This window comes from Paraburkholderia sp. DHOC27, assembly GCF_003429005.1.
Lineage (GTDB): Bacteria > Pseudomonadota > Gammaproteobacteria > Burkholderiales > Burkholderiaceae > Paraburkholderia.
Genome location: NZ_QVQV01000015.1, coordinates 39642 through 61492, shown reverse-complemented (window position 1 = coordinate 61492; position 21851 = coordinate 39642). Strand labels below are relative to the sequence as shown.

Here is a 21851-nt window from a genome sequence, read left to right as displayed (position 1 = left end):
CAATCTCTGCCTTATTGATTTGGCAGATCAAGATGTGAGCAAGTTCAATTCACGCTGATGTCGAAACGATGGCGCCTGTTATTCAAACGCCGGTTTTCATCGTCATCTACTCGTTACCGCGATTCATTATCGTGCCGCGGATTGCGCCAGAGGACTTCCCGCAAACGGATCGTTCAGCCAGTCAACCTGCTTGCTTCGTGCTTCCGCTTTGGCTTTGCTTTCGCTGGGAATCTTGAAGTGCTGCATCGATTGGCCCGCGCTGGTCGCCTGCTTTAGCCATTGTGGCATTTCACCGTGACCGTCCCAGGTTTCACCCGTCGCGCTTTGATAACGACTCGCAGCAGCCTTCATCTGATCGGCAGCGATGGACGATGCCAGCGCCTCCGGCGTGATATCAAACTCTTCCATTCGATGACGGAGGTAAGCCACAATGCTGTCGCGCTTACGTTCGTCCATGACTTCCTCCTTGCTTTCCTATTTTCAACTCACGCGTAAATTTGTTTCCGCGCAAGGCTAATGAGCCTCGCCGCCGCACCGCACCGGCTGTTACGCAAAACGCGTTCCCGAGGCTTTCGATGCGCTTTGAAGGTTTCAGCGCTACACAGCTGGGCGCTGCGGCGCTGATGCTATTGATTGATGCCGACAAGCCAGTCACGCTCATTCCACCGTCACCGATTTAGCCAGATTACGCGGCTTATCCACGTCCGTGCCACGCGCGCACGCGGTGTGATACGCGAGCAATTGCAGCGGCACCACGTGCAAGATGGGCGAAAGCAAGCCGTAGTGCTCCGGCATGCGGATCACATGCAGCCCCTCTTCATTGACGATGCGCGTATCCGCGTCGGCAAACACGTAAAGCTGGCCGCCCCGCGCTCGCACTTCCTGAATATTCGACTTGAGCTTTTCGAGCAGCGCGTCGTTGGGCGCTACCGTCACGACCGGCATCGCCTCAGTCACCAGCGCTAACGGGCCGTGTTTCAATTCACCTGCCGGATACGCCTCAGCGTGGATGTACGAAATTTCCTTGAGCTTCAGCGCGCCTTCGAGGGCGATCGGATAGTGCAGACCGCGTCCCAGGAATAGCGCATTTTCTTTGCGCGAGAACTCTTCGGACCACGCGATGATCTGCGGCTCCAGCGCCAGCACGCTGTTCAACGCCGCCGGCAAATGGCGCAACTGCTTGAGATAGTCCGCTTCCTGCGCCGCGTTGACGTGCCCACGCAGTTTGCCGAGCGTCACCGCCAGCACGAACATGCCCACCAGTTGCGTCGTGAAAGCCTTGGTTGAAGCCACCCCGATCTCGCGTCCCGCGTGCGTCAGGAAAGACAGCGCGGTTTGCCGGACCATCGCGCTGGTCGCGACGTTGCACACAGCCAGCGTATGCGCATGACCGAGCGACTGCGCGTGCTTGAGCGCCGCGAGCGTATCGGCCGTCTCACCCGACTGCGAGATCACCACCACCAGCGATTTCGGATTCGGCACCGACTCCCGATAGCGATACTCGCTCGCGATTTCGACCTGGGTCGGAATCTTCGCGATGGATTCGAGCCAATACTTGGCAGTGAAGCCCGCGTAAGAACTCGTGCCACACGCCAGAATCAGGATGTTGTCGATCTCCGCGAACACCTTCGCTGCGCCTTCGCCGAACAGCGAGGCATCGAACGAGTCGCCTTGCGGAATCGTGTCGCTGATTGCGCGCGGCTGCTCGAAAATTTCCTTCTGCATGAAGTGGCGATACGGGCCGAGTTCCACCGCGCCGCCGTATGCCGCCACGTGACGCGAGGGGCGCTGCACTTCGTCGCCGTCGCGGTCGGCAATGCGTACGCCATCCAACGACAGTTCGCAGACGTCGCCCTCTTCCAGAAAGATGAACTGCTCCGTGCTGCCGGCGAGCGCCAGCGCATCGGAGGCGAGGAAGTTCTCCCCTTCACCGAGCCCGACCACCAGCGGCGAGCCCTGGCGCGCCCCCACCACCGTATGCGGCTGATCCTTATGCAGCACCGCGATCGCGTAAGCGCCGTGCAACTGCTGCACGGCTTCGCGGACGGCGCCAAACAGATCGCCGCGGTACAGGCTGTGCACGAGATGCGCGATCACTTCCGTATCGGTCTGCGAGACGAACTCGTAGCCCTTGCCGCGCAGCATTTCACGCAGCGTCTCGTAGTTTTCGATGATGCCGTTATGCACCAGCGCGAGCGCATTGCGCGAGAAGATGGGATGCGCGTTGTCCGTGACCGGTGCGCCATGCGTGGCCCAACGCGTGTGCGCGATGCCCGTCACGCCTTCCAGATGGCTCTCGCGCACCTGCTCATCCAGATCGGCCACGCGCGCGACGCTGCGGGCGCGGCGCGGCTCGCCATTGGCCAGCACGGCGACGCCGCACGAGTCGTAGCCGCGATATTCGAGGCGTCGCAGTCCCTCCACGAGGACCGGAACGATATTACGCTGCGCAACTGCGCCAACAATGCCGCACATAAACTCTTGATCCTATGCTGGGTTCGGTGTTCATGGCGTGTCTGAGCGGCACGCCGTAGGTCGTTCAGCTTTTCTTTTTGGTGGGGCGTACGAAGCCGGTTTTGCTCGTCTGCGTCTTGTCGTTCAGCACGAGCATGTTTTCTTCGACGTCTTTCCACACGGTCGTGCCCGCCGCGATCGTCACGCCACGGCCGACGCGCACCGGCGCCACCAGTTGCGTATCCGAGCCGACGAACACATCGTCTTCGATGACGGTGCGGAATTTATTCGCACCGTCGTAGTTACAGGTGATGGTGCCCGCGCCAATATTCACGCGCGCGCCAATGTCCGCGTCGCCGATATAGGTGAGGTGGTTGGCCTTCGAGCCGTGGCCCAGCACCGCGTTCTTCACCTCGACGAAGTTGCCCACATGTGATTCGTCCTGCAGCAACGCACCGGGACGCAGCCGCGCGTACGGGCCGAGCACCACCTGTGCGCCGACCTGCGCGCCTTCGATATGAGTGAACGCGTCGACGCGCGTGCCGGCGCCGAGGCTGGCATTGCGGATCACGCAGTTCGGCCCGATGCTGACGTTATCCGCCAGCGTGACCTTGCCTTCGAATACGCAGTTCACGTCGATCGACACATCGCGGCCGCATTCGAGCGTGCCACGCACGTCGATGCGGGCCGGATCGGCCAGCGTCACGCCCGCGACCAGCAGCGCCTCGGCAACATTCCCTTGATGGATGCGTTCGAGTTCGGCCAGTTGCTGCTTGCTGTTCACGCCGAGCGTTTCCCACTCTTCGTCCGGCTGCGCGGTAACGACTTCGAAACCCGCCTCGATGGCCCGCTCGACCACATCGGTGAGATAAAACTCGCCTTGCGCGTTGTCGTTCTTCAGCGTGGCCAGCCACATGGCCAGTTGCGCGGTAGGCGTGACGACGATGCCCGTGTTGATTTCGCTGATCCGCAGTTGCTCCTGCGTGGCGTCCTTCTGCTCGACGATGCGCACGACGCAACCCGCCTGATCGCGCACGATGCGGCCATACCCGGTCGGATCGTCCAGCGTCACGGTGAGCACGCCATAGCAGCCTTCCGCGGCGCTTTCGACGAGCCGTTTCAGCGTGCTGGCGCGCGTCAACGGCACATCGCCGTAAAGCACGAGCGTCGGCACCGTGGGATCGAGCAAGGGCAAAGCCTGCTGCACGGCGTGTCCCGTGCCGAGCTGCTGCTCCTGAACCGCGAACTGCACGTCGGGCGCAGCGACGGCCGCGCGCACCGTATCGCCGCCATGACCCACGACGACCACGAGACGGGTCGGCTTGAGCGTGTGGGCAGTATCAATGACGTGAGACAGGAGGGGCCGGCCGGCCAGAGGATGGAGCACCTTGGGCAGCGCCGAGCGCATACGCTTACCGGTGCCTGCCGCCAAAATCACAATGTTCATGGCGTCGGCAATGAGACGAGTTTGGAGCCGCCAATTCTAGCATGCGGCCCTGTGCTACCACGCTTCGCGCGGGGCTTTTGCGCGCAGCGTGTAGGCGCGGCGAAATTCCGTGGAAAGCCCGCGAACGCTGGGTTCACGGGCGGTCGTCGCTAGTTTTGCGCGCGGCGCGTTGTGTCAAAGATCGTCGAACTGCACGATCGAGATGGGCTGCGCGCCGTTCAGCGGCATGCCGTTACCGGCGTCCGTCGAGCACGGTTCTTCGTCGAAAGCGATGTCACCTTGCGGATCGGCTTCACCGCTCGCACGCAGGCCGGCGAACGGAAACAGCTTGTGATCCATCAGATGCGACGGGACGATATTCGACAGCGCATTGAACATGTTCTCCACGCGGCCCGGGAAGCGTTTGTCCCACTCGCGGATCAGCGCCTTCATTTCGGCGCGCTTCAGATTGGGCTGGCTGCCGCACAGATTGCACGGAATGATCGGGAATTCGCGCAGCTCCGCGTACTTCTCCAGATCGGTTTCCTTCACGTACGCGAGTGGCCGGATCACGATGTTCTTGCCGTCATCGGATTGCAGCTTGGGCGGCATGCCCTTCAGCTTGCCGCCGTAGAACAGGTTCAAAAGCAGCGTCTGCAGGATGTCGTCACGATGATGGCCGAGCGCGATTTTCGTTGCGCCGAGTTCTCCCGCCACGCGATACAGGATGCCGCGCCGCAGCCGCGAGCACAGCGAGCAGGTGGTCTTGCCTTCCGGCACCAGCCGCTTGACGATGCTGTACGTGTCCTGGTTCTCGATGTGAAACGGGATGTCCAGTTGCTTCAGATATTCCGGCAGCACGTGCTCCGGGAAACCCGGCTGCTTCTGATCCAGATTCACGGCGACGATATCGAAGTGGATCGGCGCACGCTCGCGCAGACGCATCAGCACGTCGAGCATGGCGTAGCTGTCTTTGCCGCCGGACAGGCACACCATCACCTTGTCGCCGTCCTCGATCATGTTGAAGTCGCCAATGGCCTGGCCGACCTGGCGCGCCAGTCGCTTGAACAGCTTGTTGTTTTCGTAGGCTTCTTTCTGTTCGCGACGCGTCAGCGCGGGCTTGCGCGCGCCGGCTTCGGCAGCCGCGTCGGCGGCCGCTTGCGCATTCTGGGCGCCTACCATTTCAGGAGCGTTCATAGCTCAATCCTCTTTGATGCCAAACACTTCGACGCCCACCGCGTCGCAGTCCGGATACACGTCCGGCTTCTCCGTCGAAACCGACGCCGCCCGCACATTGGGATGAGCGAGCAGCGCTTTCAACAGGTCGTCGCACAGCGTTTCCTGCAGATGAATATGACCTTGCTCGACACGCCGCGCGATGGTGGCGCGCATGAAGTCGTAGTCGACGACTTCGCGCAGCTTGTCTTCGACGGGCGTCGAGAGCGCGAGCGGCACGAACAGTTCGACGTTGATCACGACGCGCTGCTCGCCGCGCTTTTCGAAGTCGTGCACGCCGATGTTGATGTGCACTTCGTAATTGCGCAGAAAAAGCCGGCGGCAATCGGCTAGCCGGGGATGCGAAAGAGCGGCAAACATGGTCGTTCCAGTCAAAAAAAGCGTGCGGGGCACGCAAAGGGGGCACCTGTGGAGCACGAAGGCCGCCGGGCGGCCTTCATCTACGTCATGCGCTTCAGGCGCCCTTCAAAAACATCACGTCACGTGGCGACGGCACCAGATGCTGGCCACCGTCGACCACCAGCGTCGTGCCGGTCACGCCCCCGGCTTCCGCCAGATACAGTGCGGCGGCGACGATATCCTCCGGACGCGACGCGCGGCCAAGCGGCGTGACACGGTGCGCCGCTTCGAAGCCGTCAGCCGTCTGACCGGCCGATTGCAGCGTCAGGCCAGGCGCGAGGCCCACCACCCGCAACTTTGGCGCGAGCGCCTGGGCCAGCGCCACCGTCGCGGTCTGCAACGCCGCCTTCGAGAGCGTGTACGACAGAAAGTCCGGATTCATGTTGTACAGCTTCTGGTCCAGCAGGTTCACCACGACACCGCGCAGCGTTTCGTCGCTGCGGGCCGCCTCGGGCGTTGCCTCGTACAGCATACGCGCCAGCACGAGCGGCGCGCCCACATTGATGGCGGTTTGCTGCAACAGACGCTCGTAGCCGACATCGCGCGCGGTATCTTCCTCGAAGCTCGACGCATTGTTGACGATGCAAAGCGGCCGCCCGAGCGCCGCCGTGCAGGCCGGGATCAGCGCGGCGACCTCGGCCTCGACGGCCAGATTGGCCCGCAACGCCACGGCCCGCCGGCCCAGCGCGCCGATCTCGGCGACCACTTCGTCCGCTTCAGCCTGCGACGAACCAAAATGGACGGCCACGTCCCAGCCCCGGCTCGCGAAGCCGAGCGCGAGCGCGCGGCCGATGCGGCGGGCGGCGCCCGTGACTAGCACGACGCGCGAAGCAGCCGACCGGCCAGCGTGGACGGGGAAAGTGTCGGAAGGGACGGTCATTTACAATACGCGGATGAATCCGAAAGCTCACCAACCCGACAGTTTACCTGCTCCCGGCCCAGGCGCGCTTGCGCAGTCAGAAGCACTGGCCGCGCAGATCCGCGCGCAGATCGCAGCCGCCGGCGGCTGGCTGCCGTTCGACCGCTATATGGAGCAGGCGTTGTACGCGCCGGGGCTGGGCTACTACGGCGGCGGATCGGTGAAGTTTGGCCGCCGTCCTGAGGACGGCAGCGACTTCGTCACCGCGCCGGAGCTTTCACCGCTGTTCGCCGCGACACTGGCCCGTCCGGTCGCGCAGGCGCTGGAAGCGAGCGGCACGCGTCACGTGATGGAATTCGGCGCCGGCACCGGCAAACTGGCCGCCGGCCTGCTCAACGGACTGCAGGCGCTGGGCGCATCGGTGGATTCGTATTCGATCGTCGATCTTTCAGGCGAACTCCGTGAGCGACAGCGCGCCACCATCGAAGCCGAAGCACCGGAGTTGGCTGCGCGCGTGCGCTGGCTGGATGCGTTGCCGACGCAGTTCGAAGGCGTGGCGATCGGCAACGAGGTGCTCGACGCGATGCCGGTGCGGCTGTTTGCGCGCGCTGACGGCAACTGGAATGAACGCGGCGTAAAGTCGGAAGGCGAAGGTTTCGCGTTCGACGATCGGCCCGTTACGTCGCCGCAGGACGCAGCGTTTCTTGCCAGTGTTGAACAGGAAGGTCAGTTGGATGGCGATTACCTGACCGAAACGCACGACGCCGCGCGCGCATTCACACGCACCGTTTGCACGATGCTGACGCGCGGGGCGGCATTGTTGATCGACTACGGCTTTCCGCGCCACGAGTACTATCACGCGCAACGCGCGGGGGGCACGTTGATGTGCCACTACCGGCACCGGGCGCATGTTGATCCGTTTGTGTATCCGGGTTTGCAGGACATCACCTCGCACGTCGAGTTTACGGGTATTGCGGAAGCCGGCGTTGAAACGGGTGCGGACTTGCTGGGGTATACCTCGCAGGCGCGCTTTTTGTTGAACGCGGGGATCACCGAGGTATTGGGCGAGATCGACCCCACGGATATCGCGCGATATTTGCCGGCGGCAAATGCCGTGCAGAAGTTGTTGTCCGAAGCGGAGATGGGCGAACTGTTCAAGGTGATCGCGTTTTCGCGGGGGATCGATGCGACGCTCGACGCGTTTGCGAGTGGGGACCGGTCGCATACGCTTTAGGGATTTGCCTGCTCGTTCAATGTGGTGGCTTTAGGGGCGTGGGATGATTCGCTGGCTTTTGACGACGTTTATTGCCGTGGCGGTGTTGTCGAGTTGCTGGCCGTGGCTCAAGAAGATTGGCATTGGGCGTATGCCGGGCGATGTGACTCTCAGGTTGTTCGGGAAGGAGTATCCGTTTCCTTTTATGTCTACGCTTGTTTTGTCGATGGTTTTGTCTCTTCTGGCCAGGGTTTTATAAAGGTTTGGTTTTTTCTTGCAGAAGGCTTTTTGGTTTTTGTTTTGGCCTTTCCTTGTTTTCTTAGTGGTCTATTTGCGTTGCCCCTGTGCGGGGCGGCACTCACTTTTCTTTGCCGGCCGCAAAGAAAAGTAAGCAAAAGAAAGCGGGCTCACACCGCCAGCCTGTAGGTGTCTCCCTCGCCGCTCTCGCGGTATTGGTCCGAGACGAGATGTGCCCTCGCATCCTCCCCGTTCGTGACAAAGGACTCATTCATCCCACTCCGCACTTCGTGCGTCGCGGTTGGGTATGCAAGAGAAAGCTAATGTGCGCGCGGAGCGCGCGCTCCCTCGGTGTTGCCAAATACGCGAGAGTTCATCCTTTAATCAGGATGCCGAATCTTCGAACGAGCCGCCGCAAGCAAGGAGTTGTGCCATTCGGCGGAGCGCGCAGCGCGACGCTGGAACCCCGATGGCCAAAACCCTTAGGAAACCGACCGAAAGCCGGCTCAAACCGTTATGCCCAACGGCGGAGCGCGCAGCGCGACGCTGGAACGAATGACGGCCTGGTCACTAAGGGAAGTTGCGCGAGAGATCATCTCGTCTCGGACCAATGCTGCGGGAGCGGCGAGGGAGACACCTACAGGCTGGCGGTGTGAGCCGCTTTCTTTTGCCTACTTTTCTTTGCGGCAGGCAAAGAAAAGTAGGTGCCGCCCCGCACAGGGGCAACGCAAATAAACCAATAAGAAATCAAGGAAAGGCCAAAACCCTTAGGAAACCAACCGAAAGCCGGCTCAAACCGTTATGCCCAACGGCGGAGCGCGCAGCGCGACGCTGGAGCGAATGACGGCCTGGTCACTAAGGAAAGTTGCGCGAGAGATCATCTCGTCTCGGACCAATGCTGCGGGAGCAGCGAGGGAGACACCTACAAGCTGGCGGTGTGAGCCCGCTTTCTTTTGCTTACTTTTCTTTGCGGCCGGCAAAGAAAAGTGAGTGCCGCCCCGCACAGGGGCAACGCAAATAAACCAAAAACAAAACAAGGAGAGGCCAAAGCCCAAATACCAAAGACCAAAGACCAAACAACCAGACCAAACAACCCCACCACCAGCGCCGCAGGCAAAAACCTCACCCCCCCTTAAGAGCACCTTCAACAGCCCGAACCCTCTCCCGATGCACAGCATCCTTAATCCCGGCAGGCTGATCACTAAAACCTGCAGCAATCGCCCCCGCATCCACAGCCCGCGCAGCGACCAGCGCCACCCTTAACCGCTCCGCCTGCGGATACTCCGCCGCCTCAAACCCTAACCGCCCGCGCGCATCCGACTCACACGCCTGCAACGCCTCTGCAAACCGCGCCGGCTTACGCAAAGCATCACTGCGTTCGAACAACCGGACGAGCGCCCCCGCCCCCATCTCCATCACGCGATGAATATTTCCATGCTCACGCGCGACCAGCACAGCCAGATCGCGGCAATCATTCGGCACCCGCAAGCGCTCGCAAAATGGCTTCAGCAAATCGACGCTACGACCTTCATGTCCGATATGCCGCGGCAACACATCTTCCGGCGTTGTCGCTTTACCCAGATCATGCGTCAACGCCGCGAACCGCACCGGCAACGCATAACCCTGCGCGGCGGCATGGTCGACCACCATCATCACATGCACGCCCGTATCCACTTCGGGGTGGTAGTCCGCTCGCTGCGGCACGCCAAACAAGCCATCTATCTCCGGCAAGATCCGCGCAAGCGCCCCGCACTCGCGCAACACTGCGAACATCCGGGACGGCCGTGTCTCCATCAGCCCACGTGACACCTCTTGCCAGACCCGCTCCGGCACCAGCGCATCCACCTCGCCTGCTGCCACCATCTTGCGCATCAGCGCCATCGTTTCGGGTGCCACGGTGAAGTCCGTGAAGCGCGCGGCAAAACGCGCCACGCGCAAGATGCGCACGGGGTCTTCCAGAAAGGCATCGCTGACATGCCGGAACACGCGTGCCTGCAAGTCAGCCTGGCCGTTGAACGGGTCTACCACCGGTCCGGTCAGCGTGCCGTCGGGCCACACCTCGCGCGCCATTGCGTTGACGGTCAGGTCGCGCCGCGCGAGGTCCTCTTCGAGCGTGACGTCCGGTGCATAGAAAAACTGGAAGCCGTGATAGCCGGCGGAGGTCTTGCGCTCGGTGCGTGCCAGCGCATATTCCTCATGCGTCTGCGGATGCAGAAACACCGGAAAATCCTTGCCCACCGGCCGGTAGCCCTGCGCCACCATCTGCTCGGGCGTGGCCCCCACCACGACGTAATCGCGATCCTGCACCGGCATGCCCAACAGTTCGTCGCGGATCGCTCCGCCCACAGCATAGATGTTCATGCGACGTTGTCGTAGTAGCCGATCGCGTGACCTTCCTGCAGCGCGTCCTGAATCCACGCCTGCACGCTCGGCTCCTGCGTGACTCGCTCGGCGTACGCCGCCGCCATCTCGGACAACGCGGGCTTCCACGTGTTGAAGCGCATCACGACTGGTGCATACATGGCGTCGGCAATACTGAAATCGCCGAACAGAAACGGGCCGCCGTAATCGCAGATGCAATCCGTCCAGATCTCATCGACACGCGCAATATCCGCCAGCGCGGCGGGGGTCGCGCCCTTGCCGGGGAAGGACGCGCGAATGTTCATCCACATGTTCGTGCGCAGATCGCCGAAGCCCGAGTGCATCTCCGCACTCACGCAACGCGCGTGACCTCGCCTGATCGGGTCGCGCGGCCACATCGCATGCTGCGGAAAACGCTCGGCGAGCGTTTCGGCAATGGCCAGCGAATCCCACACCGACGAGCCATCGTCTGCGATCAGACACGGCACCTTGCCGGAAGGCGAATGCGCGAGGATCGAGTCTCTCGTGTCGGGCTCACCCAGACGCACCCCCACTTCCTCGAACGGGATACCGAAGTGCTTCATCAATACCCAGGGCCGCATCGACCACGACGAATAGTTCTTGTCACCGATCAGCAGTTTCATGTTTCACGCTGTGAAGAAGAGAAAACGGAAAACTCACCGTCCAGCCGTGGCCCGGAACGTATTGAAGCGCGAGCGCATCGACCCGCCGGTGAGATAGACGGGCGCAATGGTCTCGATGCTGGCGGGTTCGATACCCAGCTCCGGAGCAAGCGGCCCGCTCAGCACGCTCGGCACTTTCATGGAATCGAGATTGTCACGCGAGATGATCGGCTCGCCCGGCGCCATTTCGAAGCTGAGTGCCTGCAACCGCGCCAGCGAATCGGGCAGACGCATGATGCGGGCGTGCCGGCCAATGGCATCGCCGCAATACTTCACCAGTTGTTCGAGCGTGTAGACGCTCGGGCCGCCCAGTTCGTAGGTACGGCCAGTCGCGGCGTCGAGATCGAGCACGTTGACGATCGCCTTGGCGACGTCGGCGACATAGACCGGCTGGAATTGCGCGTCCGGCATGGCGAGCGGTATCACCGGAAAGATGCGCTGCAGAAACGCGAACTGGTTGAGAAACTTGTCCTCAGGGCCAAACACCACGGACGGCCGGAAAATTGTCGTGGCCAACGAGGACGCGTGCACCGCCTTTTCGCCATCGCCCTTGGAGCGCAGATACATGCTCGGACCATTCGAATCCGCGCCAATCGCGCTCATGTGGATCAGGCGATGCACCCCCTTGCCTTCGCAGGCTGCGACGATTTTGGTCGGCAATTCGACGTGCGATCGCGCAAACTCGGCGCCGTAGGGTGTGCCGCGTTTGCCATGCAGCGTGCCCACCAGATTGATCACCGCATCGGCGTTTTCGACGAAACGCGCGAGCTGCACCGGATCGAAGACATCGGTTTCGATCACATCAATGGGAAGCAGCGTGAGATGGCGCGCGTTGTAGCGGCGCCGCGTGGCAAGGCGCACGTCTTTGCCCAGCTCGACCAGCGAGTTGACGAGATGGCTGCCAATGAAGCCCGAGCCGCCGATGATCGCAATGGCTTGATGTCGCATTTTCGACTCCCTGGGTGGAAGCCGCGGCAACGGCTGCAGTGAAGCGCCGCCGCAGCACGCGGCGGCACGACGCTTACGGAGCGATATAACCCAGCCGCGCCTTCAGCGATTGCGGACGGCCCTCGAACAATGCCGCGTAGTAGACCGTGTTGGACAACACATTCTTGACGTAGTCACGCGTTTCGTTGAACGGAATCGTCTCCGCGAAGATCGCTCCTTCAACCGGGTGCGCCAGCCCTTCCCGCCATGACTTCGGACGGCCCGGCCCGGCGTTGTAACCTGCCGTAGCCAGCACTGCGGACCCGTCGAACTGATTGTAGATCATCGACAGATAGTTGGTACCGAGCAGGATGTTCGTGTCGATGTCGTTCATCTGCTCACGCGAGATGGGCCCGAGGCCGATCTTCTTCGCCACCAGTTGCGCAGTGCCCGGCATGAGCTGCATCAAGCCGCTTGCGCCGACGTCCGAGCGTGCGTTCATGATAAAGCGCGACTCTTGCCGAATCAGCCCATACGCCCATTCGACGTCGAGCCCATTGGACTGCGAATCGCGCTCGACGATATCGCGGAACGGCGAAAGATAGCGCAGCGAGAAGTCGTGATCGGTCTTCGTACGGTCCGCCGTGTTGACGGTGCGGTCATACAGTTCGATACGCCGCGCGTACTCGGCAACCGCCAGCAATTGCCGGTCGCTCATGGTGCGCAGCGGCCAGTTCCATTCGCGGTTGCCTTCCAGCCGCAGATTGAGCTGGTAGAAACGCTGCGCCAGCGCCAGGCCCGGCGTATTCGCGGCCTGCTGAATTTCCGCGTCCGTCACCACGGTCTTGGGCGGCACCGTGATCTTCTGACCCAGTTCTTCCAGCGCGAGTTGCCCATAGAAGTTGTAGCCCGACGCAATTTGCGTGAATTCCTGGCTAGCTTGCGCGGTCTCGCCCGCCTGCTTCAGCGCGCGCGCATGCCAGTAGACCCAGGCCGGCTGGTTGCGCAGCGCGGCCGGCATCTGTTCGATCGACCAGCGCACCATCGTCCAGTCGCCGGCGAGCAAGGCGCTGCGGGTGCGCCATTCGTAAGCCGGATTCGACAGCAGCGGCGCGTTGGCCGACAGCCGGTACCAGTCCACCGCCGTGGGCATCTGCTTCGCAGCCGCCTGGTAAGCAATGGTGCCCCAGCCGATGGCGCGCTCAGGCGAAGTGAGCGACGGCGCGACTGACGCAAAGGTGGCCGCCGCCATAGCCGGATCGTTGCGCGCCATGCGCGTAATGGCCAGCAGCGCCAGTTGATGCGACTGCGGATCAGGCCCGACACCGCGCGCCAGCAACAGCGGCGGCGTACTCGCGGCCTGATCGAACAGCGTCGGATCGGGACGTTGATTGCCCAGGGCGTCGACCAGTTTCGCGCCGGTGTTGGTGTTGTTCTGCTCGTAAGCGAGACGGATCTGCTGCCAGACATCGTCGGCGCTGAACTGCTGGTTGATGGCGAGTGCGGTGACCAGATCGACGCAACCGTCGCCGTACCACTTCGGGTCCACCAGTAGCGCACGCGCTGCGTCCGCCACGTTCTCACCATGCGCCGCCCGCGATTCGAGCGCGTAGCACTTCACCTGCGTGTCGTCGTTCAGCACGAAGCGCGCGTATTGCTGGTCGAAGTTGTTCCAGTCGTGACGCGCGCCAAGGATCACCAGATAGTCGTTGCGCATGCGGTCGGCGATGGCCTGACCGTCGTACTTCTGCAGGAACGACAGCACAGGGGCATCAGGCGCGTCGACGCGCGGATGCCCCGACGAATCGAACAACTGCGGCTTGAGCTGGAAGTACTCCAGATACGAAGGCGCCGGATAGTCCGGAATCATCGCGGCCAGTTGCGCGGCGCGAGCGGGGTCGTTGTTGCGCGCAGCCTCACGAAGCTGCACGAAAATCTGGTCGTCGTTGGAGAGTGCTGAAGGCGGAACAGGTCTGACCGCAGAAGCCGTACTACATGCGACGAGTGACGCAGCGGCAAGCGCAAGACCGACCGCGCGATATACTCGAAAGAGGCGTTTTGACATCGTTGTTTCTGGAGCGCGAAGTGAACCCAAGCATAGCACGCAACCCCATCGCAGAATCGAAAAACGCGCTGCGCAAACCGTTGCTGGAAGCGCGTTTACAGGCGGCTTCCGAGCCCGCTGCCCAGGAGGCGATGAACCGCCGCGTGCTCGATGTTTTGCAAATGCATCAACCGGCTTGCGTGGGCTTTTACTGGCCGTTGCGCGGCGAGTTCGATGTGCGTGGGGCGATCGCCATCTGGCTGGCCGGCAGTGCCTCGCGTGCGGCTGCATTGCCGGTGATCGGCCAGCCTGGCGAAGCCCTTCAGTTCCACGCATGGGCACCGGATACGCCCATGAAGATCGGCCATCACCGGATTCCCGAGCCCACCTCGCAAACCGTGCTGATCCCCGATTTGTTGCTGGTGCCGTGTGTTGGCTTCGATGCACAAGGCTACCGGCTCGGTTATGGCGGTGGTTACTACGATCGCACGCTGGCGGTGTGGCCCGCTGCGAGCAAACCGGTCACGGTCGGGATCGCCTACGAAACATGCCGCATTGAAACGCTCGCGCGCGAAGCGCATGACATCCCACTCGACCTCGTCATCACCGAAGCAGCCTGTTATCCGGACTGAGCCAGGCGCACCACACCCAAAGCGCACGAAGCACACAAAACGCAGGCAAAGCACACGCATCACGCAAGCGCGCGGCTCCCCTCCACATTCACAGTGAAGCCGCGGCCCGCGCCGCGGTGTCATACAACCCCGACGCGTTACGCATCAACTGCGCCGCCTCGCCGATCTGCTGGTTGGTCAGCCCGCTTTCCTTGAGCGTGGCAATCAGGCAGCTCTCGCGCACGTCGCGATACTTCAGGCATAGATCGCGGCCCGCCTGGGTGGCGGCGAAGAAGACTTCCTTGCCGGTCTTTTCGCTTTTTACATACCCTCTAGCTACGAGCTTCTTCAACGCGTAGGTGGCGACGTGGGTGTCCTCGATGTTCAGCACGAAGCAGATGTCCGCGAGTTTCTTGCGGCGCTCGCGATGGCTCACATGATGCAGCAGCGAGACCTCGATGGCGGTCATGTCCTTTTCGCCCGCCGCCGACATGCAGCGCACCATCCATCGGTTGAACGCATTGCTCGCCATGATGAGCCCGTACTCCAGCTCGGACAGCTCCGCGCTCGTTTCAGAAACAAGGTGTTCCGAGGAGACGATTTTGGTGGGATGACGCGACATGACAGTGGCTCTCGGTACGCAAAGGGAAACGTGCGCCTCCAATATGTCGCAAGACGGCGTCCCTGTTACGCATGGCCCATGTGGACCATGCACGGCGCGGGACTTCGTTCAGGACGGGAACCGGGAGGCCAGCCGGTGTTTTAAGGTGAGCGCAGTGTACGACGCGCGGCCTGATTTGATGCCTGGCAAAAACGCTTATTGATAATTTATCAATATTTTCTCAATAATGTGCACCATCACTTAGGGAAGCGACCGCGCATGCCGATAACCCAAGAACCCGCAACGAACCCGCGGTCCACCTGAATGCATGAATCAGCCATGAACGCTCCACGCATCTTCCCGTTCGGCGACGCCGCGCTTGTCTGCGAGGCGCCCGCCCCTGCGACGCTCGATTGCCAGCGGCGCGTCTGGGCGGCCGCCGAAGCTGCGCGCGGCTGGCCGCATGTGCTGGAAGTCGTGCCCGGCATGAACAACCTGACCATCGTGTTCGACCCACTCGAGGCCGATCCCGCGGCGCTCACCAATCAGTTGCAGGCGGCATGGGACAAGCCCGGCGGCAAGGAAGCCCCGGGCCGCGTGGTCGAGATTCCCGTGCAATACGGCGGCGAATTCGGTCCCGATCTGGAAGCGGTAGCCCGGCATACGGGCCTCACGCCGAGAGAAGTGGTCGAGCGGCACGCAGCGGGCGACTACGTGGTCTTTTTCCTCGGCTTTCAACCCGGCTTCGCCTACATGGGCGGCCTCGAAGCCGCGCTGCACACGCCGCGGCGGGCATCGCCAAGAACGGAAGTCGCGGCCGGATCGGTGGGCATCGGCGGCGAGCAGACCGGCGTTTATCCGGCCGTTTCGCCCGGCGGCTGGCAGTTGATCGGCCGCACTGAACTCGCCATGTTCGACCCGGCACGAGCCTCGCCCACTTTGCTGCAACCGGGTGACCGGGTGCGCTTCACGATCGCGGGAATGCACACATGATCGACGTGATTCGCGCAGGTCTCTTGACCACGGTTCAGGATCTCGGGCGGCATGGCCACCGGCATCTCGGCGTCGCCCTCAGCGGCGCGCTCGACCGTCTGTCGCTCGAAGTCGGCAATCGCCTCGTCGGTAACGCGCCCGATGCGGCAGGGCTCGAAATCACCTTCGGCCCTACCGTGCTACGCTTTCCCCGCTCCACGCGTATCGCGATCACCGGCACGGAATTCGGTGCGACGCTCGACGGCAAGCCGGTCTATTCATGGTGGAGCCTGCCGGTCGAAGCCGGCCAGGAACTGACCTTGCAGGCGGCGAAACGCGGCATGCGCGGCTATGTGGCGATTGCCGGCGGCATCGACGTGTTGCCGATGCTCGGCTCGCGCAGCACCGATCTCGCCGGCCACTTCGGCGGACTCGGCGGCCGGGCGTTGCGTGACGGCGACCGCTTGCCAATCGGTACGCCACAGGCGCGCAGCGGCTCCGGCTTCAGCCCGCAGGCGCCGGAATTCGGCGTGAAGGCGCCGGCCTGGTGCAAGTTCGTGCTGGTCCACGAGCCTTTGCGGCGCGGCCGGCATCCATCGGGCGTGGCGTGGGCCGTGCCGATTCGCGTATTGCGAGGACCCGAATACGACAGCTTCACCGCCGAGGCTCAGCAGGCGTTCTGGTCGGATGAATGGCTCGTCACGCCGAACAGCAATCGCATGGGCTACCGGCTCGCCGGCACGGAACTCAAGCGCACGCACAAGCTCGATCTGTTATCGCATGCCGTGATGCCGGGCACGATCCAGGTGCCGCCGAACGGCCAGCCCATCGTGCTGATGAGCGACGCGCAGACCACGGGCGGCTATCCGAAGATAGGCGCGGTGATTCAGGCTGACTTGTGGAAGCTCGCGCAGGTCCGCCTGAACGGTGCGATTCGCTTCATCACGACGACGCCGCGCGAGGCGCGTCAGGCATTACTGGAAGAACGCGCTTATCTGCGGCAGATCGACGCCGCGATTGCCATGCACGAGGAACGCTGCGCACGCCAGTCGGCCGTGGCGGCGCTGTAAGAACACGCAGAGGAACACTATGGAAATCGACTTGAACGCCGATCTCGGCGAAGGCTGTGGATCCGACGAGGCGCTGCTCGACCTCGTCAGTTCGGCGAATATTGCATGCGGCTGGCACGCGGGTGGCGCCAATGCCATGCACGACTGCGTGCGCTGGGCGGTGGAGAAAGGCGTCTCGATCGGCGCGCATCCCAGCTTCAACGACCCGGAGAATTTCGGCCGCAAGGAGATGGACCTGCCCGCGCGCGAAATCTACGCCGGCGTGCTCTATCAACTCGGCGCGCTGTCGGCCATCGCCCAGGCGGAAGGTGGACGCGTGGTGCACGTCAAGCCGCACGGCGCGCTCTACAACCAGGCGGCGCGCGACCCGAAAATCGCCGATGCGATCGTCTCCGCGGTGCACGACTTCGATCCGTCGATAGCGGTGTTTGCGCTGGCGAACAGCGGCCTCGTGACCGCGGCGCGCGAAGCCGGCCTCACAGCCATCGAAGAAGTTTTCGCGGACCGTGGCTACCGCGCCGATGGCTCGCTCGTGCCGCGCAAGGAGCCCGGCGCGCTGCTCGAAGACGAAGACGCGGTGCTGGCGCGCACGCTCGTCATGGTGCGTGAGCAGCGCGTGCAGGCCGTGGATGGCCAATGGGTGCCGCTCAATGCGCAGACCATCTGTCTGCATGGCGACGGTCCACATGCGCTGGCGTTCGCGCGCCGCATCCGCGCCGCGCTCGAAGAAGCGGGCGTCGGCGTGCAATCCGCCAGCGCGGCACGCGCGTAAGCCCCCACCTCAGGCGCACCCAACGCCACGCAGTATGCAAACGCCCCGCCCCGCGCGGGGCGTTTGCCAGGTGCCGCAGCAACGCCAACGCGGCCGGCCATGTCGGCCACCCTGTTTGGAGACCCAGATGCAGACAGCAGTCAATTTATGGCCGCTCATCGGCGTGGCCGTCATCATCGTTGGCTTCGTGCTCCGCTTCAATCCGATGCTGATCGTGGCCGTGGCGGCGGTCGTCACCGCGCTGACCGCGCACTTCTCGCCGTTGCAGATTCTCGACGCCATCGGTAACGGCTTCATCAAGACGCGCAACATCCCGCTGATCATCCTGCTGCCGCTGGCCGTGATCGGTCTGCTGGAACGGCATGGGCTGCGCGAACGCGCGCAGAGCTGGATCGCCAGCATCAAGGCGGCCACCGCCGGGCGCTTGCTGATCGTGTATCTGCTGGTGCGCGAACTGACCGCTGCTGTCGGCCTCACTGGACTCGGCGGCCATCCGCAGATGGTGCGACCGCTGATCGCGCCGATGACCGAAGGCGCCGCCGAGTCGCGCTACGGCACACTCACCGATGCCGTGCGTTATCGCCTGCGTGCGTTCGCTGCGGCTACGGATAACGTCGGCCTGTTCTTCGGCGAGGACATCTTCGTGGCCTTCGGCGCCATCGTGCTGATGACCACCTTCCTGCGCGAAGCGGGCATTGAGGTCGAACCGATCCACGTCGCGGTGTGGGGCATTCCCACCGCCATCTGCGCACTGCTCGTGCACGGCTCTCGGCTTTATCTGCTCGATCGCAGGCTCGACCGGGAGTTGGGGCACGTGTCGGGCCACAGGCCGGGTCAAACGCCGGCCCAAACGGCGGGAGGCGAATCTGGTCGCGGTGGTTCCTTCAACGCCGGCACCAACGCCAACGCCAACGCCAACGCGGAAGTCAACGCTCAAGCTGAAGCGAAAGCGAACACCAGCGCGACCGCCGCTCCAAACAGCCCCGCGGCGCCCGGAGACCAGCCATGACGCTGACGATCAACTATCTGTTCTGGCTGCTCGGCATCGTGCTGCTGGTGGTCGGCGGCATGATCATCACCGACAGGGATCACCCGCGCCGCATCAGCGCCGGCGGCTTCTGGATTCTCTACGCGTTGATCTTCCTGATTGGCGATCTGTTGCCGCCCGCCGTAGTCGGCGCGCTGGTGATCGTCATGGCGCTGATCGCCGGCTTTGGCGGCGTGACGGCGGCACGGCCCAGGGTATTGTCGCCGGAAGCCCGTCAGGCGAGCGCCCGCCGGCTCGGCAACAAGCTGTTCGTCCCGGCGTTGACCATTCCGGTCGTCACCGTCGTCATCACGCTCGCCGCGAGTCATCTGGTGTTCGGCGGCGTGCCGTTGATCGAAGCGAAGAACGTAACGCTGATCGGCTTCGGCGTTGGCTGCGTGATCGCCCTCGCCGTGGCCTGCGTGATGACGCGCGACACGGTCGGTCAATCCATGAAAGAAGCGCGCCGTCTCGTCGATGCCCTGTCATGGGCCGCTGTGCTGCCGCAGATGCTTGGCATGCTCGGCCTGGTGTTTTCCGACGCAGGCGTAGGCAAAGCTGTCGCGCACGTCACCACGGCCTACGTCAACCTGGACTACCGCTTCGTGGCGGTGGCCATTTACTGCATCGGCATGGCGGTATTTACGATGGTGATGGGCAATGGCTTCGCTGCCTTTCCGGTGATGACCGGCGGCGTGGGTGTGCCAATCCTCGTGGGCGTGTTCCACGGCAACCCGGCGGTGATGGTGGCGATCGGCATGTTCTCCGGCTACTGCGGCACGCTTATGACGCCGATGGCCGCCAACTTCAACATGGTGCCCGCCGCCCTGCTCGAACTGCCTGACAAGAACGCGGTGATCAAGGTGCAGGTGCCTACTGCGCTGGCCATGCTGGCGGCGAACATCATCCTGCTCAATTTTCTGATGTTCCTGTAACGAGACTCGGTGACGCCCCTCGTGGCCCCCGCAAGCCTTTTAAGGGATAACCGACCACTGCTGAAACGCCAACCACTGCGACTCGTCACGAAATTTAGGATGTATCTGATCGAAGCGGAAAGGCCCGGGACCTAAGCTGGGGGATGTTCATTCATCCACCCGCCCAGGCTCGCGCGCTCGTCGCACATGGCGAGCCGGCGCTCCCGAGCCGATCATCATGAACCACGCCCCCGACACCCGCGACGCGCACGCCGAAGCAACCTCGCCGTCCTACCTTTCCGCCCTCGTTTCAAACGCCCTGCATTCGCATCGCGCCGGCCAGCTCGACGCAGCCGCACCGCTTTACGAGGAAGCGCTCACCATCAATCCCATTCACGTCGAAGCGCTGCATTACTTCGGCGTGCTACAGCATCAGCGGCGCAATCACGCCGCCGCTGCCAGTCTGCTCGACAACGCGCTTCGGCTTGCGCCCACGGATGCGATCTGCTGGAGCAATCGCGGTCTCGTCGCGGCCGCCCTCGCGCATCCTGAAGAAGCCGTGCGCTGCTACCTGCAGGCCTTGCAGCTTCAACCGGATTTCGCAGACGCGCGCAACAACCTCGGCGTGACCTTGCAGGCTCAGGGCCAACTCGAAGCCGCCGTGCATCAGTATCAGCAGGCGCTCGCGCTCGATCCGTCCATGGCGGACGCCTGCCTGAACCTCGGCACCGCGCTCTCCAAACTGGAGCGCTACGACGAAGCGCTGGCCTGCTATGAACAGGCGCTCGCGCTCGACCCTCACTCCGCCGAGGCGCATTTCAACGCCGGCAACGCGCTCACCGCGAAAGGTGACAGCGTCGCCGCCATCGAGCGGTTCCGGCGTGCCATCGAATTGCGGCCTGGCTTTGCCAAGGCGCACATCAACCTGGGCAGCGCGACCGGCAAACTCGGCAACTATGCCGAAGCCGAACAGCAGTACCGTCTTGCCGTGGCAATCAATCCGAACCCGACCAATCTGGTATGTCTTGGCGGTTCGCTCGCCGCGCAGGCCAAGGTGGACGAAGAGATGGTGTTTTACCGGCACGCGTTGCAGATCGACCCGAACTACGTCGACGCCCATCAAAACCTGGCGTGGGCGCTGCTCAAACGTGGCGACTATGCGGAAGGCTGGGCGTCGTATGCGAAGCGCTGGCGTCCGGTGGATTACGCGGCGATCGCCGTCGAAGGCGTGCAGGAATGGCACGGCGAACCGCTCGAAGGACGCAGCATCCTGCTGGTCGGCGATCAGGGCTTTGGCGATCAACTCCAGTTCCTGCGCTATGCGCGCACGCTCGAACAGCTTGGCGCGACGGTCGACGTGTGTGTCCGCGAGCCGCTCGTGCCGCTCGCGCAAACTGCGCCGGGCGTACGTCGAGCGTGGAGCGGCAACGCCGAGGGCCGCTACGATTTCTGGGTGCCGCTGATGAGCGTGCCTTCGTGCGTCGGTACGGAGCTGTCAACGATCCCGGCTGATGTTCCGTATGTGTCCGCCGACGCGTCGAAGATCGACGCCTGGCGCGTGCGTGTCGACGAGGCCGCGGGAACGCGTCTCAAGGTTGGTCTGGTGTGGGCGGGCAGCCCGACCTTCGGCAACGACCGTTACCGCTCCATGTCGTTCGCCGATCTCGCGCCGCTTGGCGAAGCCGAAGACATTGCCTGGTTCTCGCTGCAAAAGGGTCCGGCGCAAGCGCAACTGGCCGACGCCCCCGTCGGTTTCCAGCCGTTCGATTTCACCGCCAATCTCACCGATTTCACCGAAACGGCAGCGCTCGTGATGAATCTGGATCTGGTGATTGCCGTCGATACCGGCGTGGCCCATCTGAGCGGCGCGTTGGGCAAGCCGGTCTGGGTGCTGCTGCCGTTCAATTCGGACTGGCGCTGGCTGGAACACCGCAGCGATTCGCCGTGGTATCCGACCATGCGGCTCTTCAGACAGAGCACGCTGGGAGATTGGGCGCCGGTGATGGCGAATGTCGTGGACGCGTTGCGCAGCGAGCAGGTGTAGT

20 protein-coding genes are annotated in these 21851 nt (G+C 63.1%); 9 read left to right on the top strand and 11 right to left on the bottom strand.

Features of this window, described 5'->3' with window-relative positions; genetic code table 11:
- Nucleotides 1-126: 126 nt before the first annotated feature.
- From D0B32_RS31830 to D0B32_RS31805, 6 genes are all read right to left on the bottom strand, one after another.
- The gene (locus D0B32_RS31830; protein WP_117338414.1) at nt 127-456 is read right to left on the bottom strand and encodes an H-NS family nucleoid-associated regulatory protein; all 330 of its coding nucleotides are present in this window, start codon (nt 454-456) and stop codon (nt 127-129) included.
- Between the two features lie 201 nt (nt 457-657).
- Nucleotides 658-2475, bottom strand: coding sequence for a glutamine--fructose-6-phosphate transaminase (isomerizing) (gene glmS, locus D0B32_RS31825; RefSeq protein ID WP_117338412.1), 1818 nt, complete (start codon nt 2473-2475; stop codon nt 658-660).
- Nucleotides 2476-2539: 64 nt separating this feature from the next.
- Nucleotides 2540-3901 (bottom strand): bifunctional UDP-N-acetylglucosamine diphosphorylase/glucosamine-1-phosphate N-acetyltransferase GlmU, encoded by a 1362-nt coding sequence (gene glmU / locus D0B32_RS31820; RefSeq protein WP_117338410.1) that lies wholly within the window; start codon nt 3899-3901, stop codon nt 2540-2542.
- A 174-nt stretch (nt 3902-4075) separates the two neighbouring features.
- Nucleotides 4076-5077: a tRNA 2-thiocytidine(32) synthetase TtcA gene (gene ttcA, locus D0B32_RS31815; RefSeq protein ID WP_117338408.1), complete on the bottom strand. Its 1002-nt coding sequence runs from the start codon at nt 5075-5077 to the stop codon at nt 4076-4078.
- 3 nt (nt 5078-5080) lie between these two features.
- Nucleotides 5081-5476 (bottom strand): dihydroneopterin aldolase, encoded by a 396-nt coding sequence (locus D0B32_RS31810; protein WP_117338406.1) that lies wholly within the window; start codon nt 5474-5476, stop codon nt 5081-5083.
- Nucleotides 5477-5570: 94 nt separating this feature from the next.
- Complete coding sequence (locus tag D0B32_RS31805; RefSeq protein ID WP_117338404.1) at nt 5571-6395, bottom strand: SDR family oxidoreductase; 825 nt, start codon at nt 6393-6395, stop codon at nt 5571-5573.
- A 13-nt stretch (nt 6396-6408) separates the two neighbouring features.
- Between D0B32_RS31805 and D0B32_RS31800 the strand changes: the two genes are divergently transcribed.
- Entirely contained in the window at nt 6409-7608 is a 1200-nt protein-coding gene (locus D0B32_RS31800; protein WP_117338402.1) for a class I SAM-dependent methyltransferase, read from the top strand.
- Between the two features lie 43 nt (nt 7609-7651).
- Nucleotides 7652-7846 carry a DUF2905 domain-containing protein gene (locus tag D0B32_RS31795; protein ID WP_117338400.1) on the top strand — a complete coding sequence of 65 codons (195 nt, stop codon included), beginning with the start codon at nt 7652-7654 and terminating at the stop codon, nt 7844-7846.
- A gap of 1100 nt (nt 7847-8946) precedes the next feature.
- Here the strand turns inward: D0B32_RS31795 and D0B32_RS31790 are convergent.
- The 4 genes from D0B32_RS31790 to D0B32_RS31775 all read right to left on the bottom strand — a co-directional run bounded on the left by D0B32_RS31790 (nt 8947) and on the right by D0B32_RS31775 (nt 13860).
- Nucleotides 8947-10185 carry a multifunctional CCA addition/repair protein gene (locus D0B32_RS31790; RefSeq protein WP_117338398.1) on the bottom strand — a complete coding sequence of 413 codons (1239 nt, stop codon included), beginning with the start codon at nt 10183-10185 and terminating at the stop codon, nt 8947-8949.
- Nucleotides 10182-10829, bottom strand: a complete 648-nt coding sequence (locus D0B32_RS31785; protein WP_117338396.1) for a glutathione S-transferase family protein — start codon at nt 10827-10829, stop codon at nt 10182-10184. Before D0B32_RS31785 ends, D0B32_RS31790 begins: the two co-directional genes overlap by 4 nt.
- Before the next feature lie 33 nt (nt 10830-10862).
- The gene (locus tag D0B32_RS31780; RefSeq protein WP_117338394.1) at nt 10863-11816 is read right to left on the bottom strand and encodes a complex I NDUFA9 subunit family protein; all 954 of its coding nucleotides are present in this window, start codon (nt 11814-11816) and stop codon (nt 10863-10865) included.
- 73 nt (nt 11817-11889) lie between these two features.
- Nucleotides 11890-13860, bottom strand: a complete 1971-nt coding sequence (locus D0B32_RS31775) for a lytic transglycosylase domain-containing protein (RefSeq protein ID WP_117338491.1) — start codon at nt 13858-13860, stop codon at nt 11890-11892.
- A gap of 20 nt (nt 13861-13880) precedes the next feature.
- Here D0B32_RS31775 and D0B32_RS31770 point away from each other — a divergent pair, with 20 nt between their 5' ends.
- Nucleotides 13881-14471 (top strand): 5-formyltetrahydrofolate cyclo-ligase, encoded by a 591-nt coding sequence (locus D0B32_RS31770; protein WP_259295231.1) that lies wholly within the window; start codon nt 13881-13883, stop codon nt 14469-14471.
- Between the two features lie 88 nt (nt 14472-14559).
- Here D0B32_RS31770 and D0B32_RS31765 read toward each other — a convergent pair whose 3' ends face one another.
- Nucleotides 14560-15072 carry a winged helix DNA-binding protein gene (locus D0B32_RS31765; RefSeq protein ID WP_117338391.1) on the bottom strand — a complete coding sequence of 171 codons (513 nt, stop codon included), beginning with the start codon at nt 15070-15072 and terminating at the stop codon, nt 14560-14562.
- Nucleotides 15073-15375: 303 nt separating this feature from the next.
- Between D0B32_RS31765 and pxpB the strand changes: the two genes are divergently transcribed.
- From pxpB to D0B32_RS31735, 6 genes are all read left to right on the top strand, one after another.
- Nucleotides 15376-16044, top strand: a complete 669-nt coding sequence (gene pxpB / locus D0B32_RS31760) for a 5-oxoprolinase subunit PxpB (RefSeq protein WP_404935630.1) — start codon at nt 15376-15378, stop codon at nt 16042-16044.
- Complete coding sequence (locus D0B32_RS31755; RefSeq protein WP_117338387.1) at nt 16041-17093, top strand: biotin-dependent carboxyltransferase family protein; 1053 nt, start codon at nt 16041-16043, stop codon at nt 17091-17093. The genes pxpB and D0B32_RS31755 overlap by 4 nt, the downstream gene beginning before the upstream one ends.
- A 19-nt stretch (nt 17094-17112) precedes the next feature.
- Nucleotides 17113-17865, top strand: a complete 753-nt coding sequence (pxpA, locus tag D0B32_RS31750) for a 5-oxoprolinase subunit PxpA (RefSeq protein WP_117338386.1) — start codon at nt 17113-17115, stop codon at nt 17863-17865.
- Nucleotides 17866-17992: 127 nt separating this feature from the next.
- Nucleotides 17993-18874, top strand: a complete 882-nt coding sequence (locus D0B32_RS31745) for a DUF969 domain-containing protein (RefSeq protein ID WP_117338384.1) — start codon at nt 17993-17995, stop codon at nt 18872-18874.
- Nucleotides 18871-19827: a DUF979 domain-containing protein gene (locus tag D0B32_RS31740; RefSeq protein WP_117338382.1), complete on the top strand. Its 957-nt coding sequence runs from the start codon at nt 18871-18873 to the stop codon at nt 19825-19827. The genes D0B32_RS31745 and D0B32_RS31740 overlap by 4 nt, the downstream gene beginning before the upstream one ends.
- A gap of 217 nt (nt 19828-20044) precedes the next feature.
- A complete protein-coding gene (locus tag D0B32_RS31735) occupies nt 20045-21850 on the top strand; it encodes a tetratricopeptide repeat protein (protein WP_117338380.1) in 1806 nt (601 codons plus the stop codon).
- Nucleotide 21851 lies beyond the last annotated feature (1 nt).

What these genes read in the sequence shown, in the direction of transcription:
- D0B32_RS31790 (WP_117338398.1), bottom strand. Translation starts at nt 10,185, where the DNA reads ATGAACATCTATGCTGTGGGCGGAGCGATCCGCGACGAACTGTTGGGC.
- D0B32_RS31795 (WP_117338400.1), top strand. Translation starts at nt 7,652, where the DNA reads ATGATTCGCTGGCTTTTGACGACGTTTATTGCCGTGGCGGTGTTGTCG.
- D0B32_RS31745 (WP_117338384.1), top strand. Translation starts at nt 17,993, where the DNA reads ATGCAGACAGCAGTCAATTTATGGCCGCTCATCGGCGTGGCCGTCATC.
- pxpA (WP_117338386.1), top strand. Translation starts at nt 17,113, where the DNA reads ATGGAAATCGACTTGAACGCCGATCTCGGCGAAGGCTGTGGATCCGAC.
- glmS (WP_117338412.1), bottom strand. Translation starts at nt 2,475, where the DNA reads ATGTGCGGCATTGTTGGCGCAGTTGCGCAGCGTAATATCGTTCCGGTC.
- D0B32_RS31775 (WP_117338491.1), bottom strand. Translation starts at nt 13,860, where the DNA reads ATGTCAAAACGCCTCTTTCGAGTATATCGCGCGGTCGGTCTTGCGCTT.
- D0B32_RS31755 (WP_117338387.1), top strand. Translation starts at nt 16,041, where the DNA reads ATGATCGACGTGATTCGCGCAGGTCTCTTGACCACGGTTCAGGATCTC.
- pxpB (WP_404935630.1), top strand. Translation starts at nt 15,376, where the DNA reads ATGCATGAATCAGCCATGAACGCTCCACGCATCTTCCCGTTCGGCGAC.
- D0B32_RS31800 (WP_117338402.1), top strand. Translation starts at nt 6,409, where the DNA reads ATGAATCCGAAAGCTCACCAACCCGACAGTTTACCTGCTCCCGGCCCA.
- D0B32_RS31805 (WP_117338404.1), bottom strand. Translation starts at nt 6,395, where the DNA reads ATGACCGTCCCTTCCGACACTTTCCCCGTCCACGCTGGCCGGTCGGCT.
- D0B32_RS31740 (WP_117338382.1), top strand. Translation starts at nt 18,871, where the DNA reads ATGACGCTGACGATCAACTATCTGTTCTGGCTGCTCGGCATCGTGCTG.
- D0B32_RS31785 (WP_117338396.1), bottom strand. Translation starts at nt 10,829, where the DNA reads ATGAAACTGCTGATCGGTGACAAGAACTATTCGTCGTGGTCGATGCGG.
- D0B32_RS31830 (WP_117338414.1), bottom strand. Translation starts at nt 456, where the DNA reads ATGGACGAACGTAAGCGCGACAGCATTGTGGCTTACCTCCGTCATCGA.
- D0B32_RS31780 (WP_117338394.1), bottom strand. Translation starts at nt 11,816, where the DNA reads ATGCGACATCAAGCCATTGCGATCATCGGCGGCTCGGGCTTCATTGGC.
- D0B32_RS31810 (WP_117338406.1), bottom strand. Translation starts at nt 5,476, where the DNA reads ATGTTTGCCGCTCTTTCGCATCCCCGGCTAGCCGATTGCCGCCGGCTT.
- D0B32_RS31735 (WP_117338380.1), top strand. Translation starts at nt 20,045, where the DNA reads ATGAACCACGCCCCCGACACCCGCGACGCGCACGCCGAAGCAACCTCG.
- glmU (WP_117338410.1), bottom strand. Translation starts at nt 3,901, where the DNA reads ATGAACATTGTGATTTTGGCGGCAGGCACCGGTAAGCGTATGCGCTCG.
- D0B32_RS31765 (WP_117338391.1), bottom strand. Translation starts at nt 15,072, where the DNA reads ATGTCGCGTCATCCCACCAAAATCGTCTCCTCGGAACACCTTGTTTCT.
- ttcA (WP_117338408.1), bottom strand. Translation starts at nt 5,077, where the DNA reads ATGAACGCTCCTGAAATGGTAGGCGCCCAGAATGCGCAAGCGGCCGCC.